Source organism: Kitasatospora sp. NPDC101235 (assembly GCF_044767505.1).
Lineage (GTDB): Bacteria > Actinomycetota > Actinomycetes > Streptomycetales > Streptomycetaceae > Kitasatospora.
This window is the reverse complement of the sequence record NZ_JBIWNZ010000050.1, coordinates 18,166-32,409: the sequence shown is the minus strand read 5'-3', so window position 1 is coordinate 32,409 and position 14,244 is coordinate 18,166. Positions and strand designations below refer to the sequence as shown.

Annotated in this window: 24 protein-coding genes and 1 pseudogene; 21 read left to right on the top strand and 4 right to left on the bottom strand. The window is 70.4% G+C overall.

Annotation, left to right across the window (positions count from 1 at the left end; all coding sequences use genetic code 11):
* Positions 1–713, bottom strand: a pseudogene (locus ACIRRH_RS41375) (glycosyl hydrolase); the annotation flags it as partial.
* Positions 714–983: 270 nt separating this feature from the next.
* Positions 984–1,712, bottom strand: a complete 729-nt coding sequence (locus ACIRRH_RS41370) for a rhomboid-like protein (RefSeq protein ID WP_403078374.1) — start codon at positions 1,710–1,712, stop codon at positions 984–986.
* A gap of 476 nt (positions 1,713–2,188) precedes the next feature.
* Between ACIRRH_RS41370 and ACIRRH_RS41365 the strand changes: the two genes are divergently transcribed.
* Positions 2,189–3,676 (top strand): recombinase family protein, encoded by a 1,488-nt coding sequence (locus ACIRRH_RS41365; protein WP_403078371.1) that lies wholly within the window; start codon positions 2,189–2,191, stop codon positions 3,674–3,676.
* Here ACIRRH_RS41365 and ACIRRH_RS41360 read toward each other — a convergent pair.
* Positions 3,634–4,137 (bottom strand): hypothetical protein, encoded by a 504-nt coding sequence (locus ACIRRH_RS41360; protein ID WP_403078369.1) that lies wholly within the window; start codon positions 4,135–4,137, stop codon positions 3,634–3,636. The two genes, ACIRRH_RS41365 and ACIRRH_RS41360, sit on opposite strands and share 43 nt — an antisense overlap.
* Before the next feature lie 5 nt (positions 4,138–4,142).
* Complete coding sequence (locus ACIRRH_RS41355; protein WP_403078367.1) at positions 4,143–4,619, bottom strand: helix-turn-helix domain-containing protein; 477 nt, start codon at positions 4,617–4,619, stop codon at positions 4,143–4,145.
* A gap of 235 nt (positions 4,620–4,854) precedes the next feature.
* Between ACIRRH_RS41355 and ACIRRH_RS41350 the strand changes: the two genes are divergently transcribed.
* The 20 genes from ACIRRH_RS41350 (at position 4,855) to ACIRRH_RS41255 (ending at position 14,244) form a co-directional block, all read left to right on the top strand.
* Positions 4,855–5,076, top strand: coding sequence for a helix-turn-helix domain-containing protein (locus ACIRRH_RS41350; protein WP_403078366.1), 222 nt, complete (start codon positions 4,855–4,857; stop codon positions 5,074–5,076).
* On the top strand, positions 5,073–5,249 hold the full coding sequence (locus ACIRRH_RS41345; protein ID WP_403078364.1) for a hypothetical protein: 177 nt from the start codon (positions 5,073–5,075) through the stop codon (positions 5,247–5,249). Before ACIRRH_RS41350 ends, ACIRRH_RS41345 begins: the two co-directional genes overlap by 4 nt.
* Positions 5,250–5,349: 100 nt before the next feature.
* On the top strand, positions 5,350–6,207 hold the full coding sequence (locus ACIRRH_RS41340; protein WP_403078362.1) for a hypothetical protein: 858 nt from the start codon (positions 5,350–5,352) through the stop codon (positions 6,205–6,207).
* On the top strand, positions 6,204–6,407 hold the full coding sequence (locus tag ACIRRH_RS41335; RefSeq protein WP_403078359.1) for a hypothetical protein: 204 nt from the start codon (positions 6,204–6,206) through the stop codon (positions 6,405–6,407). The genes ACIRRH_RS41340 and ACIRRH_RS41335 overlap by 4 nt, the downstream gene beginning before the upstream one ends.
* A complete protein-coding gene (locus tag ACIRRH_RS41330) occupies positions 6,404–6,838 on the top strand; it encodes a hypothetical protein (protein WP_403078356.1) in 435 nt (144 codons plus the stop codon). Before ACIRRH_RS41335 ends, ACIRRH_RS41330 begins: the two co-directional genes overlap by 4 nt.
* A complete protein-coding gene (locus ACIRRH_RS41325) occupies positions 6,838–7,011 on the top strand; it encodes a hypothetical protein (RefSeq protein WP_403078353.1) in 174 nt (57 codons plus the stop codon). The genes ACIRRH_RS41330 and ACIRRH_RS41325 overlap by 1 nt, the downstream gene beginning before the upstream one ends.
* Complete coding sequence (locus ACIRRH_RS41320) at positions 7,008–7,226, top strand: hypothetical protein (RefSeq protein WP_403078350.1); 219 nt, start codon at positions 7,008–7,010, stop codon at positions 7,224–7,226. The genes ACIRRH_RS41325 and ACIRRH_RS41320 overlap by 4 nt, the downstream gene beginning before the upstream one ends.
* Positions 7,226–7,384 (top strand): hypothetical protein, encoded by a 159-nt coding sequence (locus ACIRRH_RS41315; protein WP_403078348.1) that lies wholly within the window; start codon positions 7,226–7,228, stop codon positions 7,382–7,384. The genes ACIRRH_RS41320 and ACIRRH_RS41315 overlap by 1 nt, the downstream gene beginning before the upstream one ends.
* Positions 7,381–7,653, top strand: a complete 273-nt coding sequence (locus tag ACIRRH_RS41310; RefSeq protein ID WP_403078346.1) for a hypothetical protein — start codon at positions 7,381–7,383, stop codon at positions 7,651–7,653. Before ACIRRH_RS41315 ends, ACIRRH_RS41310 begins: the two co-directional genes overlap by 4 nt.
* A complete protein-coding gene (locus ACIRRH_RS41305; RefSeq protein ID WP_403078343.1) occupies positions 7,650–7,790 on the top strand; it encodes a hypothetical protein in 141 nt (46 codons plus the stop codon). Before ACIRRH_RS41310 ends, ACIRRH_RS41305 begins: the two co-directional genes overlap by 4 nt.
* Positions 7,787–8,674: a PD-(D/E)XK nuclease-like domain-containing protein gene (locus ACIRRH_RS41300; RefSeq protein WP_403078341.1), complete on the top strand. Its 888-nt coding sequence runs from the start codon at positions 7,787–7,789 to the stop codon at positions 8,672–8,674. Before ACIRRH_RS41305 ends, ACIRRH_RS41300 begins: the two co-directional genes overlap by 4 nt.
* The gene (locus ACIRRH_RS41295) at positions 8,671–9,513 is read left to right on the top strand and encodes a hypothetical protein (RefSeq protein WP_403078339.1); all 843 of its coding nucleotides are present in this window, start codon (positions 8,671–8,673) and stop codon (positions 9,511–9,513) included. The genes ACIRRH_RS41300 and ACIRRH_RS41295 overlap by 4 nt, the downstream gene beginning before the upstream one ends.
* A complete protein-coding gene (locus ACIRRH_RS41290; protein WP_403078338.1) occupies positions 9,510–10,235 on the top strand; it encodes an exonuclease domain-containing protein in 726 nt (241 codons plus the stop codon). Before ACIRRH_RS41295 ends, ACIRRH_RS41290 begins: the two co-directional genes overlap by 4 nt.
* Positions 10,232–10,831 (top strand): WhiB family transcriptional regulator, encoded by a 600-nt coding sequence (locus ACIRRH_RS41285; RefSeq protein ID WP_403078335.1) that lies wholly within the window; start codon positions 10,232–10,234, stop codon positions 10,829–10,831. The genes ACIRRH_RS41290 and ACIRRH_RS41285 overlap by 4 nt, the downstream gene beginning before the upstream one ends.
* Entirely contained in the window at positions 10,828–11,010 is a 183-nt protein-coding gene (locus ACIRRH_RS41280) for a hypothetical protein (protein ID WP_403078332.1), read from the top strand. Before ACIRRH_RS41285 ends, ACIRRH_RS41280 begins: the two co-directional genes overlap by 4 nt.
* A 139-nt stretch (positions 11,011–11,149) precedes the next feature.
* A complete protein-coding gene (locus ACIRRH_RS41275) occupies positions 11,150–11,605 on the top strand; it encodes a hypothetical protein (RefSeq protein WP_403078328.1) in 456 nt (151 codons plus the stop codon).
* An 87-nt stretch (positions 11,606–11,692) separates the two neighbouring features.
* Entirely contained in the window at positions 11,693–12,637 is a 945-nt protein-coding gene (locus tag ACIRRH_RS41270) for a mucin-2 (protein ID WP_403078325.1), read from the top strand.
* On the top strand, positions 12,634–13,401 hold the full coding sequence (locus ACIRRH_RS41265) for a hypothetical protein (RefSeq protein ID WP_403078324.1): 768 nt from the start codon (positions 12,634–12,636) through the stop codon (positions 13,399–13,401). Before ACIRRH_RS41270 ends, ACIRRH_RS41265 begins: the two co-directional genes overlap by 4 nt.
* A gap of 253 nt (positions 13,402–13,654) precedes the next feature.
* Complete coding sequence (locus tag ACIRRH_RS41260; protein ID WP_403078321.1) at positions 13,655–13,855, top strand: hypothetical protein; 201 nt, start codon at positions 13,655–13,657, stop codon at positions 13,853–13,855.
* On the top strand, positions 13,852–14,244 hold the full coding sequence (locus tag ACIRRH_RS41255) for a hypothetical protein (protein ID WP_403078319.1): 393 nt from the start codon (positions 13,852–13,854) through the stop codon (positions 14,242–14,244). The genes ACIRRH_RS41260 and ACIRRH_RS41255 overlap by 4 nt, the downstream gene beginning before the upstream one ends.

The following is a 14,244-nucleotide window of genomic DNA, read 5'->3' as shown; positions in this document are numbered from 1 at the left end:
CCGCGCTTCGGGTCCGCGAGCACGTACACGCCGGTGCCGACGTACGAGGTCGCGCCGGTGTTGGACTCACCGGTGGCGTACCAGAGCCGGCCGCCCTCGTCGAGGCTCAGGGTCCCGGTGGACAGCGTGGGCAGCTTGTCGGCGATCGGCTCCCAGTGCCCGCCGCCGGTGCGGGAGCGGAACACCCCACCGTTGGCGCCGCCCGCGTACACGTAGCCGTCGACGTCGGCCGCGAGGCCGGTGATCCGGCCCGTCACCAGGCCGGAGCCGCCACTGGAGTTGGAGTTGACGTCCCGGTAGCGCGGGTCGTCCGAGTTGTAGGGCTTGTCGGTGACGTGGTCCCAGGTGCCGCCGGTGCGCGGCATCGACTGCAACTGCGCCCAGGCCGCGCCGTAGGCGCCCGGCGCGACCACGCCGGGGGCGGTACGGGCCTCGGTGTACTGCGCAGTGCCCTCGGCGGAGTTCTCCGCCTCGTCCCCGCCCTCCCCGGCCTCCGTCTCGACCTTCGGGCTGAGGCTCGGGGCTGCGGTCGCACCGGCGGCGCTGCGGACCTTCTTGGCGTGCCCCTTCCCGATGTCCGCCTGATGCCGGACCTGCCATGGCTGCGGTTGCGGCGGCACCGACGGCGCGGCAAGCGCCTGGGTGCTGGTCAGTCCGATCACGGTGAGCGTGACGGCGCTCATGAGCAGCCGTCGGCGTTGCCTGGTGGGCACGGTGGCGATCCTCCCCTGGAGCCGGTCGCGCGGTCGCGCACACTCGGCGGAAACAGGGGGTCAGCCTGCTGGGCCCGCCAGGGCAGGGGGAAGGGCCCTACGGTAAGAAGTCGGTAATAGTCCTACGGTTTCGAACAGTTGGCATTCACCGAATGCCGGATCACCGCCACGTGGGCGGCCGACTCCGGCCGCTCGGGAGTGCGGCGCCGAACACAACCACGCGCGGCCGCACACCGTCACGCGCCGCCAGTCACCGTCACGAGTCGCCGGTCACCGCCCACGCGCCCTCCGCCAGAGCATGCGCGCCGAAGCGACCGGGTCGAAGGATCCCGGGCGGTCCCGGGTCAGCGGATAGCAGGCGAACCCGATCAGTGCCGCCGTGAAGTGGCCGATGCTGGTGTAGTCCCGGCTCTGCTGCACGCCCAGCCCGTAGACCACCAGCACTCCTGCCGCATACAGGTACCGCCAGGGCCGCACGATCAGGTAGGTGAGTACCGCGACCACTCCGGCCAACGCGTAGCTGACGCCGTAGTCCAGGGTGTAGACGGCCCTCGGCGGGGCCAGCCCGTGGTGGATCGCCCAGCCGAGCACGGCCTCGCTGAGGTAGGTGGCGCCGACGTGCGCGAGCGCCGCCACCGAGATCCAGCGCAGCGTGCCGAGCCATCGTTCGGCGGGCACGTGGAAGAGGTTGTACAGCAGGAAGTAGGACAGCCAGCCGCCGCCCGCGATCCACAAAGCGCTGGTCACCAGGACACTGACCGGGGAGACCTGGAGGTGGTGGAGGTTGGTCGAACGCCGCTGCAGGATGTGGTCGGCGGTCGCCGGATCGACGTGCCGGATCACCTGTGTGGTGACGAGCAGGATCGCCAGCCAGATGTAGGTGCCCGGCGCGCGCCGGACGTAGGCCCACACCGCGCGGGCGGCACGCGCCCACCAGGGCTGCCGGTGCGCCTCGGGCCGCCGGTGCGTCTCGGGCCCCCGGGCGGTGCTGCCGGCCATCGACGCCTCCTCGACATTCCTCCCCATCACCCTCACCCTCGCCCGGCCCCGCCGCCACCCGCCACGGCGTAGCCGCACGAGAGATCGCCTCCTTCCCGCACACCCCGCTCCGGGCCCGACGGCCTTCCGGCCGTTCGCGTACGCTGGCGCTCTGACCGTCCGGCCGCAGCCTCCCGGCCACGTACCGGGCGAGCCGGTCCCGGGAACCGCCGAGCAAGGGCACCAGGCACGATGAGCGATCGCCTCGCAACGAGGACACCGACCGACCCTGCTGCTTCCCGGCACCCGGCGCTGAGAGCCGCCGCCCGACTGCGGGTCACCACGGTGTACGTCCTGCTGCTGACCGTGACCGCCTCCTGGCTGGCGAGCCAGGGCCATGCCGAGCGGGCCCGGTTCGTCCGGCACAACAGCAGCAACGTCCACCACATGGAAGTGGAGACATGTACTAGCACATGCTGTGCCGCTAGCCTCTGGTCATGCAGATCCCCCGCCACACACCGAGCCCTCAGCGCGAACAGCTGAGGGCTTTCCTGTACGCCCGAGCCAGCCGGGACCTCAAGGGCCGGGGCAGCAGCACCACTGCCCAAATGACCGAGAACCGGCGCGAGGCCGAGGACCGCGGGTGGCTCGTCGTCGGCGAGTTCACCGACGACAACCGTTCAGCCTCGCGCTACGCCAAACGGGTCCGCACACACTTCGCCGACATGGTCGAGCGCGTCCGCGCAGGCGAGGCCGACGTCATCGTCACGTGGGAGAACAGCCGCCTGCAGCGCGACCTGGAGGTGTACGTCCAGATCCGCCAGCTCTGCATGGAGACCAGCACGCTGTGGTGCTACGGCGGCGACGTCTACGACATGCGCCGGCGGCAGGACCGCAAGAGGACTGCCCTCGATGCTGTCGCAAGCGAGGACGAGGTTGAGGTCATCCGTGACCGCAACTTGCGGACCGTCCGGCTCAACGCCGAGGCGATGCGCCCTCACGGCCGGGTGCTGACCGGCTACCAGCGCCGCTACGACCCCGATACCGGCGACCTGATCGACCAAGTCCCAGACCCCGTCTGGGCGCCGATCGTCCGGAGGGTGTTCGCCGAGTTCGTCGGTGGTACCTCCCCGTACAGCATCGCCCGTGGGCTCAACCGCGACGGCATCCGCACGTCCACCGGGAAGGAGTGGCGCGAGGGCGGCATCCTCGCCATCCTCGCCCGGCCCACGTACGCCGGCTACCGCGTGTTCCAGGGCGAGATCATTGGAAAGGCAGGCTGGGATCCGCTCATCGACGACCTCACGTGGCAGCAGACCAAGGCCATCCTGGCTGACCCGGAACGGCGGCGCACGCGCAGCTCGACCGTCGTTCATCTGCTGGTTGGGATCGCCCGTTGCGGTGTCTGCACGGGGCCCCTACGAGCCGTAGACAGCCCGGAGGGACTCAAGTACGGGTGCCGCGATAATTTCTGCGTGGCCATCTTGGCTGAGGTGCTGGAGGCCTACGTCGAGTATCGCCTGCTCCACTGGCTTGCCAGCCCGGATGCCGCAGCCGCGTTCCAGGACCCGACGCGCTCCGCAGACGCCGATGCGGCGGTGGCGTTGGTCGCCAAGCTGACGGTCGAGCTGGACACCGCCCGCGCTGCGGCCAAGGCCGGCACGCTTAGCGTCGCGAGTCTGATCGCGGTCGAGGCCGGCCTGCTGCCTCGGCTGAGCGAGGCTCAGGCTGCCGCAGACGCCTTTACCGTCGCGTCACCGCTGCTCGTCAGCCTGATGGGCCGTGACGATGTCGACAAGCGGTGGCAGGCGCTGACGCTGGAGCAGAAGCGCTCTGTGCTGCGGGAAACCGCGGCAATCACGCTGAACCGTGCGACACGCAAGGGAGATTCCACCTTGCGGGAGGGCCGGATCGTGATGACGCTCGGGCCGCGGCGGCCTGGTCAGTCGTCGGATGCAGCGAGCATTGCGTCGCCAACGGGCTGACGTACCGGGAGACGAACGAGGACTCCGGTGGCAGGGGTCGGCGGCTCGTCCAATACTCCAGACTGCTGCAGCCGGAAAGCCATGTCGATGGCGTCTGCCTGGATGGAGAAACGTTCCTCCTCCAGCGCCACCCGCATTGCCCGCCGCTCCCTCACCAGCAAGTCCTGCACCGCCTTACGACTTCGGGCGAGATCACTACGCATGCGCTCGCGCTCTGAGGCAATGCCGGCCTGCGCGGCAATGGCCAGATCACGCTCCTCGGCGAGGGCGGCGCGTTCGATGGCGGTGTCGCGCAGGGCCCGGAGGACTACGTGGACACAGAGAACCATAGTAGAGACGATGAGGAGGGCGGACCCAGATATGGCCGCCCCTACCTGGTCAGTCACACTGCCCGCCCCCATGGCGATGAGCCCGGTCGCCGCACCGACCGACGCTGCCATCTGACTGACCTGCACGTGCACCACCCCTATGCTTCGGCCACTGCACCCCCACCACCATTGTTCTGCTGGGCCTGCCGCTCTCGGCGCAACCTGTCCACCATGGCGAGGAACATCTCGCGGTTGACCGGGTCCGTAATGCCGAGTTCAGCTGCCGCCTCGCTGGGGGTGATGGGTCGTGATCGTACAGCGGATTCCGGCCACTCGGGGAGAGATTCGGAAGAGACGACTCCGCCTCGCACTAGCAGCTCTCGGACGGGCACCCGGATAGCGCGGGCCAGGCCTTCGAACGAGGACGGTTCGATGGAGCGCTCACCGAGCAGGAATCTGCTGATGGTCGGCAGGCTGATGCCAGAGTCGCGGGCGAGCTGGGTCTTCCCTCCACCTCTAGGGCTGTCGATGTCGTAGCCAGCGCGGCGCGCGGCATCGGCAACGTAGTCGACGAACTGCTGCAGTCGGCCGGGGGGCAGTGCCCCGGGGCGGCTTCGGGGCGTCTTGGCATCCATGTGGTGCAGGTTAGCGTGCCAGCAGGCACACCAACCATTGCTTGCCGCATGGCAAGAATGCTGGTCAGCGCATTCAAGACAGGCACACGTCAGCCTGCCAGCGATTGAGAACGCATGTTCGATGGCGGTCTTCGGGAAACCTTTGCCAAGTTCGTGCTTGCTAGCAAGAACGTTACGGGGTAGCTTTCTTTCCAGAAGGCAAGCAGGACCCCTGACAAGACAGGAGGTGACATACGTGCCGACTCCGAAGTACCGCTTCGACATCGCCGCCTTCCGAGAGGCAGCCGCCCAGAAGGGCGACGCAACTGGGTACGCCATCGCCCAGCGCACTGGCCTCAGCGAGGGCGCCATCTCGCGCATCCTCAACGGCTACCGGCAGCCCAAGCTCGACTCCGCTGCCCATCTGGCCCACACCTACGGGGCCACGCTCGACGACCTTGTGCAGGTCGCCGCGTGACCCGTGAGCAGTGCGAACGCATCCTCGGCCCGGCTGGCATCGCGCTTGCGCTGAAAGACGCCGAGAGCGACCAGCCGCCGTCCGCCGAGCAGATCGCCCGACTCCGCGCGATCTTCGCCGGATCTGGCCGGAAGCAGTCGCACAGCAGCGCGCCCAACCGCGCTGCCGCCTGACCCCTCAGACGTGGGTCGGGCCCTCGCCGGGATGCCGCCCGAACGAGAGCCCTCGGCCCACCCGTGCGTCAAACGATCATCACGAAAGAGAGGTGGACCTGTGTCCATCTTGGCAGAGAACACCGAGCAGGTGTTGACCGAGTCTCGCACGATGCGCGCGGCGACGGTCGAGCGGACGGACGTCCTCACGAAGGTGAAGGCACTCGCCCTGCTCCCGGACGGCGTGCACGCGACGACCGAGTTGGTCGCCGGCTTCTACGAGGTCGGCACCGAGACCATCAAGTCCCTGGTCAAGGACCACCGCGCGGAGCTCGTCGAGAACGGGTACCGCGTGTTGTCGGGCCAGGAACTGAGGTCCCTGAAGGACCTCTGTGGCATCGAGTCGCAGTCCCGGGCCCTGGCGCTGTTCACCCGGAGGACGATCCTGAACGTTGGCCAGCTGCTGACGGGTTCGGACGTCGCGCACCGGGTGCGTGAGTACCTGCTGAACGTCGAGGCGTCCGCGACGACCGTGGCCCGGACGGAGGCGGTCGACCGGGCGGAGCTCGCGGCCCTGCAAATGAGGGTGCTGGCCGCGGCCGGCGGGATCGTCGACGCGAAGTGGCTGGAGCTGAAGGCCAGGCACGTGGCGGCGCGGGCGTTGGGCGAGGAGCCGGAGGTGGCTCCGGAGGGCCGGCCGCTGTACGTGCCGGACTTCCTGCGCGGCAAGGGCCTGAAGAAGGCCGACATCCTGAGCGTCCAGTCGTGGTTCGGCCGGCGTGCGGCGGCGCTGTACGAGGCGGAGCACGGCGAGCGACCCGGAACGCGCACTGAGGACACGGCACGCGGTTCGGTCCGGGAGACGGTGGCGTGGACGTACGCCGCCCTGCCGGTTTTCGAGGAGGTCTGGGACCGCTACTACGCGGCCCAGTTCCCGCAGGCCCCGGCCCAGCTGAGCATCACCGGCGGTGCGGCGTGACTGAGCAGGGGCTGAACGTGCTGATCGACGCGCTGGTCGAGGAGTTGACCGTGCCGGTTGCGGTGCTGGTCATCGACGACCCGTGGTTGGACGAGGCGGTGCTGACCCGGCTGGACGGGCCGTTGCCGGAGCTGCCGGCGTGGTCGCCGCAGACCGTGGCGTTGGTCGAGGAGTTCGAGGCGATGGGTGGTGCCCGATGAGTGCCCCGCTGGTGGATGTGTCGGTGCTGCAGTGGCTGCCGGCCGTGTCGGTGGACGTGGCCGCGGTGCGCGATGCGGTGGCCGGCCTGCTGGCCCGGGTGCCGGGTTCGGTGGAGTCGGTGGACGTGTCGCCGGACGGCCGACTGGTGTCGCTGCAGGTGGCCTCGGTGGCTGCGCTGTCGGCCTGGTCCGACCTGTTCGGCCGCGCCTCGGGTGGCACGTCGTCGCGGAACGGTGGCGGGATGGCCTGGTTCCTGGGGTTGCCGCCGCTGGCGGAGCTGCCCGGGATGCGTGTCGAGTTGACCGCGGTGTCCGGCGAGTTCGAGGTGTTGCCGCGTACGGCGTTGGTGCGGGCGATGTGTCCGTGGATGCCGCGCCGGTGGGCGATTGAGGACCGCGAGGCCGCGGCCTGGGCGGGGGTGGCGGCGTGATGGCGGCTGACCTGCCGGTGCGCCGGCCGATGAAGGCCGAGGTGCCGCTGTTGGAGCGCTTCATGGACACCTACGGGGATGACCCGCGGGACTGGCCGGAGGACGTGGATCTCCGTTACGCGGCCGAGGTTGCGGCTCTGCGGGAGAAGTGGCTGCGAGGTGAGGTGCAGTGACCGGCCCGGAGCACTACCGCGAGGCAACGCGGCTGGCCCAGATGGTCAAGCAGCACCCGGACTCCAGCGACGCCGTGGCGCTCGCCACCGTCGCCCAGGCGCACGCGACGCTCGCGCTCGCCGCCGCGACCGCGCTGATCAACGAGGAGTCGTACAGCAACGCCGAGTACGTGGCGTGGCAGCAAGTGGCCGGCCAGCCCAATGGCGGTGCCTGATGCTCGCTTCCCTGATCGCCCTGTCTGTCAGCGCGTTCACGCTGCTGCTGTTGCTGGACTGGTCGGCCCGTCGCCGGGTGCGTTCGGTGCGGGCGGCCGAGGTGACGCCGGAGCAGATCCGCTATGTGGCCTCCCGCAGCAAGGAGGGCGACCAGTGAGCACCTCTGTGTGCCGCTGCGACGAGCCTGATGCCGACCCGTACGAGTGCGAGGCCGACGACTGCTCCGGCTACTTCTCGGAGCTCAGTCCCTTCGCCGGAGCGCGGCCCGTCAACGAACGCAGTGCCGAGGTTTCCCGGCGCTGCCCAGTCTGCGACTGGCCCACGACCGTATGGCACGTGGACGACGGGTCGGCCGAGGCGGAGCTGCACGGCCACGTCCAGAGCGTCCACGGCGGCAGCTATGAGCCCGGGGATGGTGGCCGGTGATCCGCCGCCTCCGCGACCTCGCCACCCTGCGCATCGTACGCGTCACCTGGCCGTACCCGGCCCTGGAGCTCGTCCGGCCCGACGGCCGCGGCTGGCTCCTCCTCCCCCTGAACTACCGCACGAAGGACGACCGATGACCGTCACCGAGCTGCCGGGGCTGTCCGCCCCGGCCGCCGGGCCCATCATCACCGAGCCCGGCATCTACGACCTCACCAACGCCGAGTACCACGCTGACCCGGTTCCGGGTGGCTCCCTCTCCTCGACTGGTGCCCGCCGACTTCTGGCGCCCAGTTGCCCGGCCCTGTTCCAGCACGAACGCACCCACGGCCAGAAGTCGCGGAAGGTGTTCGACTTCGGGAGCGCCGCCCACATGACGGTGCTCGGCGCGGGCCCGGAGTTGGTGCGGATCGACGCGGACGAGTGGCGGACCAACGCGGTCAAGGCCCAGGTTGCCGAGGTCCGCGAGCGGGGTGCGATCCCGCTGAAGCCGGCCGAGTGGGCCCAGGTCCACGCCATGGCCGATGCGATCCGCCGACACCCGGTGGCGTCCCGCCTGTTCGCCCCCGGCAGTGGCCAGCCGGAGCAGTCCCTGTTCTGGGTCGACCAGGCTACTGGTGTGTGGCGGCGGTGCCGTCCGGACTGGCTGCCGTACCCGACGGGCGGCCGGCTGATCGTCCCGGACTACAAGACGTGCCTGTCGGCGGACCCGCGGTCGATCGAGCGGGCGGTGTACGACCACGGCTACTACCAGCAGGACCCGTGGTACGTGGACGGGATCCGGGCGGTGCTCGGCGTCGAGGACGTCGTCATGGTCTTCGTCTTCCAGGAGAAGACCGCCCCGTACCTGATCCACATCGTGCAACTCGACCTGGTCGCGATCCGGGCCGGCCGCCGCCGCAACCGCGAGGCCCTGGCCATCTACCAGCAGTGCACCGCCGCCGGGCAGTGGCCCGGCTACTCCGACCGCGTCGAGATCGTCTCCCTGCCCGCCTGGGCCGAGAAGCAGGAGTCTGCAAAGTGAGCAACCCCGTCGAGCAGTACATGCCCGCGGCCCCGACCCGGATTGGGCAGGGCACCGCGGTGGAGCAGTCCCGCGCCGTTGCCGAGGTTCAGGCGGCGATCGTTGTCGCCCAGCAGTGCCCGCGGAACCTGAACGCGGCGGTCGAGGAGATGCGCCAGTCCTGCAAGAACTACACGCTCGCCCAGCGGTCGACCTTCCGGTTCTCCCGCGGTGGCAGCACCGTGAACGGCCCGTCGATCCACCTGGCCCGTGAGCTGGCCCGCTGCTGGGGCAACATCCAGTACGGCCTGACCGAGCTCCGCCGCGACGACGTGGCTGGCGAGTCGGAGATGCAGGCGTGGGCGTGGGACGTCCAGACGAACACCCGCAACGCCTCGACGTTCATCGTGCCGCACAAGCGGGACACGAAGGACGGCGCGAAGACGCTGACGGACATGCGGGACATCTACGAGAACAACGCCAACAACGGCGCCCGCAGGGTCAGGGAGGCCATCTTCGCGGTGCTGCCCGCGTGGTACATCGAGGATGCCAAGGGGCTGTGCGCGCAGACGCTAAAGGACGGCGGCGGTCAGCCGCTTGCCCAGCGCATCGCCGACGCCCGCGCCGCGTACGAGGCCGGTGGCATCACCCTCGACCAGCTGGAGCAGAAGATCGGCCGTCCGGCCGGGAAGTGGACGGCCCACGACGTTGCCCAGCTCCAGGTGATCTACAACTCCATCGACCGCGGTGAGGTCACCCGCGAGGACGAGTTCCCGGCGCTGCGGGTCACCGTCGAGGAGATCCCCGCACCGCAGCAGGCCGCTGCCGAGCAGGTCGCGCAGGCCGGGGGTGCCGAGTGAGCTGGCACACTAGCCGCCTCGCGGCCTTCGACACCGAGACCAGCGGCGTCGATGTCGAGCAGGACCGGATTGTCACCGCCGCCGTGCTGCTGGTCGGCGGCGGCCGGGCCACCGAGACGCACACGTGGCTGGCCAACCCCGGGGTGGAAATCCCGGAGTCCGCCAGCGCGGTGCACGGCATCACCACCGAGCGCGCCCGCATGGAGGGCCGACCGGCCGCCGAGGTCGTCACCCTGGTGTCCGCGCTGCTGGCCGAGCAGGTCGCCGCTGGCGCCCCGATCGTGGCCATGAACGCCCGCTTCGACGTCACCCTCCTCGACCGCGAGCTCGGCCGCCACGGGCTGCCGTCGCTGGCCGAGCAGGCCGGCCGCGAACCGCTGGTGATCGACCCGTACGTCATTGACAAGGCCGTCGACAAGTGGCGTAAGGGCCCGCGGAAGCTGCTCAACCTGGCCCACCACTATGGCGTCCGGCTCACCGCGGACGACGCGCACAACGCCGGTGCCGATGCCCTCGCGGCGGCCCGAATCGCGTACCGGCAGGCCGTGGTCTACCCCGAGCTGCAGGAGGGCGGCGCCGAGCTGCTGCACCTGCGACAGGCAACGTGGGCCCGCGAGCAGGCGATCGATCTGCAGGCCTACCTGCGGGAGAAGAACAACGACCCGAACCTCGTCATCGACGGCGCGTGGCCGCTGATCCCCCGGCAGGAGGTGGCGTCGTGATCATCACGCTCCGCGAGGGTGCCGAGCGCATTGACACGCCGCTCCGGTACCGGCCGCTGGCCGCCATCACCTCGGAGCCCACCACCGCGTCCGGCCTCGACATGGTCGCCGTGGAACGGGCCCTGACCGGCGAGGAACCTCGCCCGCAGCTCCAAATCCTGGAGGCCCACCTGGCCTGGTCGCTGATCACCAGCCCGCAGGCCGAGGCCCCGGACCGGCCCGTTGCGGCCCTGCTCGGGGTGACCGAGCGCACGATCGGCCGCTGGCGCAACGGCTACACCCGGGCCAGCACAACCCTCAGCGAGACGCCCGGAGGTGGCGACATGCAGCAGGACAGGTGGGAGGACCGGGCGGCGTGCCTCGGCCGGGACCTGGAGCAGTTCTTCCCCGTCGGGGACACCGGGAAGGCGGCGACCGGTGCATACCAGCAGGCGGTTCGTGTCTGCGAGGGGTGCCCAGTCCGTGTGCAGTGTCTGCGGTTCGCGATGCGGGCCGAGGGCTCGATGGCCAAGGCAACGCGGTCCGGTGTGTTCGGCGGGATGACGCCGGCCGAACGTCACGAGCTGCACCAGTACCGGGCTAAGGCCGCGGCGTGACGGCGTCCCGGTACAAGGACCCGGCGGACCGGGCGGAGGCGTACGGCGCTTCGCTGACGGCCACCGTGGTGCCGGAGATGGACCGGGAGAGCGCCCGCCGGTACGTCGCCGGGCACGCCCGCGACCTCGACGACGAGGCCCTGCTGCTGTCCGCCCTCGGCCTCGACCAGCCGGCGTGACCTGCGGCCAGTGGCTGCCTGCGGTGCGCGAGTACTGCGGGCAGCCCGCCCGGCCGTACATCCCGGGGCCGCGCTGCCCCAACCACACCCCGGCCGCGCAGGCCGGGCGCCCCGAACCACCAGACCCCCAGGAGAAGCGATGACCGAGGACGAGACCGTCACCCTGATCCAGCAGGCCATCGGCAGCGCTGTCCACGGTGACGTCGACACCGCAGCTCGTGCCCTCGAGACCCTTGGCGAGAACAGCAGCAACACCCGCATGTACGGGGTGTGCTGCGCGATCGCCACTGCCGGCGCCCGCACGCTTCGGCTGCTGTACGGCTCGCAGGCTCCGACGACCGACAACGGTGCCATGTGGGCGACGACCGAGCTCGCGCCCGGCGCGTTCGCGGCCGACCCGGCCGAGGCGTTCGCGATGCGGTTCCTCGTGGCCTACAGCAACGGCGACACGGACACCTGCCTGGCGTTGTTCGAGACCGCGCTGGCGGCGGGCGGCGAGCAGTACGTCGGCTCGGTGGTCGCCCTGCTGGCGGCGGTCGCGCGGCTGGTCCGACTCGCGCTGGACGAGAAGGCCGCCGGGCGCCTGCCGTCCTGACCCACCGTCTGCCTGGGGCGGGGCGACCCTGTCCCCCGCCCCAGGCCACCAACCCTCACCACCGAACTGCCATGAGAGGCCCGCCACATGCCGTGGTTCAAGATCGACGACAAGGCCCACAGCCACCCCAAGTGGCTGAAGGCTGGCAACGCGGCGATCGGCCTCTTCGTTCGCGCCGGCTCCTACTCGGCCCAGCACCTCACCGAGGGCATCGTTCCCGCCGCGGTCGCCCAGCTGTACGGCACCGCCCCGCAGGCCGCCAAGCTCGTCAAGGTCGGCCTGTGGCACGGCAGCCCGCACGACTGCCCCCGCTGCCCCCAGCCGCCCGCCGGCGACTACGTCATCCACGACTTCTTCGAGGACGGGCGGAACGTCACCAAGGCCAAGGACGAGGCGAACAAGAAGGCCGCCGCCGACCGGGCCGCGAAGAGCCGCGCGGCACGAAACGCGAACCAAAACGCCAACGAAAACGCTTCGAATCGTCCTCGTTTCGCCGACGAAAACGAAACGAATCGAGGCCGGAAAGAACCCCACTTTCAGGACTCCGCCGCAGGTCAGAACGGGTCGTCACACCGCACGCCTGCTAGCAGTGCTGCGGATGCCCATGCCACTACCACGCCTTACCCCGTTCTCTCCTTCGGAGAGAACGGGGCCCCTACTACTACGGAGCGGGCAGCGGCCTACCCGGACCGCCTGATCGACCTGAAGAAGGCCATCGCCGCCGCCGGAATCGCCGGCATCGAGTGGCGGCTGCGCGAATCGCAGTGGGAGTACACCCGCCAAGCCGTCGAACGCGTCGGCATCCCCGCGATGGTCGCCTACGCCGTCCGCTCCGCCCAGCTGAAGGGCATTCCGAACGGCGCCAGCGCCTGGGTCGACGGCTGGGCCTCGCTGGAAGCCATCCCCGAGAACGGCGTGACCTACCTGCCCGCCGTTGTCGGCCTGCCGTCAGCCCCCTCCCGTACCGACCAGAAGGTCGCAGGCGGCCTGTCCCTCGCCGCCCGCCTCGAAGCCGAGGAGAACGCCCGATGACCCCGTCCGAAGCCGCCAAGCTCCTCGCAGCCGCCGCCGCATTCGACGGCCGCGACGCCGAAAGCGAAGCCGCGGCACGCCTCTGGGCCGAAGCCCTCGCCGACGTCCCCGCCGACGCCGACACCTTCGCCTCCGTCACCCGCTACTACTCCACCCCGCCCGAGAACAGTGCCCGACGGAAGTGGTTGGAGCCCCACCACGTACGCACCATCCGCCAGGAGATCCGCGACGCCCGCATCCCCGACGGCGCGTTCACCTACCCCCTGCCCACCGGCAGTGAGACCGGCGCCGAGTTCGTCGTACGCCGCCGCCAGCAGATCGCCGCCATCGCCGACGGCCGCATCAACGCCGAGCCCATCAAGCAGCTCAAGGGCGGCCCCCACCCGTCCGTTGCCGACGCCCTTACCGGAGTTGGCCGCATGCCCGACCACGTCCGCGAAGCCCTCGCCGATGCCCTGCCCGGCCGCCGAGCCCGCGAAGAGGCCCGCCTCCGCGGTGACGCCGACGCCCTCGCCATTCCGTGCCCCTGGTGCCACGCCGGCACCAACGACCCCTGCAAGCGCCGCCGCGCCGCCAAGGGCGACAAGCCCGGCACCTGGTTCCACCGGACCAGCCCCCACCCCGGCCGGGTCGACGCCGCAGCCATAGCGGCCCGGGCATGCCCCAGCTGCCACGCCCCCATGGGTGTCCCGTGCGCCCATCCGGACGGCCGCTTCCACGACGGCGTCCACCCCGCCCGCCAGACCGCCCGCCCCGCCGCCTGAGGAGACCCCGATGCGCCGCCGACTTCCTCAACCGCGCAGCCCCTACCGCATCACCCTCACCTGTGGATGCGCCGTCAAGGCCCGTATCCAACCGATTGGCAGCCACGTCACTTACGGATGCACCAGCGGCCTCCGCCACGGCTACTGGCTCCGCTGGACCGCTTGGACCGACACCGAGACCGGCCGCACCGGCACCAACGCCACCTGCCCCGCCGCCTGAGGAGACCACCGTGACCACCGAGGAGACCGCCCAATGAGCGCCTACCCGCACCGCTTGCGCCTCCACGGCGGCCGCAACTCCCACTCCGCGAAGCAGTTCGCTGCCAATCAACCCGACCTCGTCACCGCCTGCGGCTACCTCGCCAGCCCCCGGGACAAGCGCCTGCCCGACGACGCCCCGATCACCTGCCGGGCCCCCGAGTGCGCCGCTGTCGCGAAGGAGACCACCCGATGAGCACCCAGCCCGCCCCGCCGGCCGCGATCGCCACCCTGCGGACCGCCCTCGACAAGGCCACCCTCGTCGACGACAACCCCGCCTACATCCTCGGCAAGCTCCTCGGCGCCCTCAGCCGTGACGGCTGGCAGATCACGCCCGCCGACGCCAACCCGGAACCCACCACCCAGCCCCTCGACCTCAGCGACATCAAGGTCCGCCGAGCCTTCCGCGCCACCCTCGAAGACTTCATCGCCGACCTCGACTACGACATCCACAAGAACATTGAACGCGGCGAAGAGGACGGTCTGAACCGCTACGAGGAGACGACCGCCACCTTCATCGGGCTGCTGCAACACCACATCACCCACCCCACCACCGCCACCACCACCGCCACCGAGGAGGCCTGA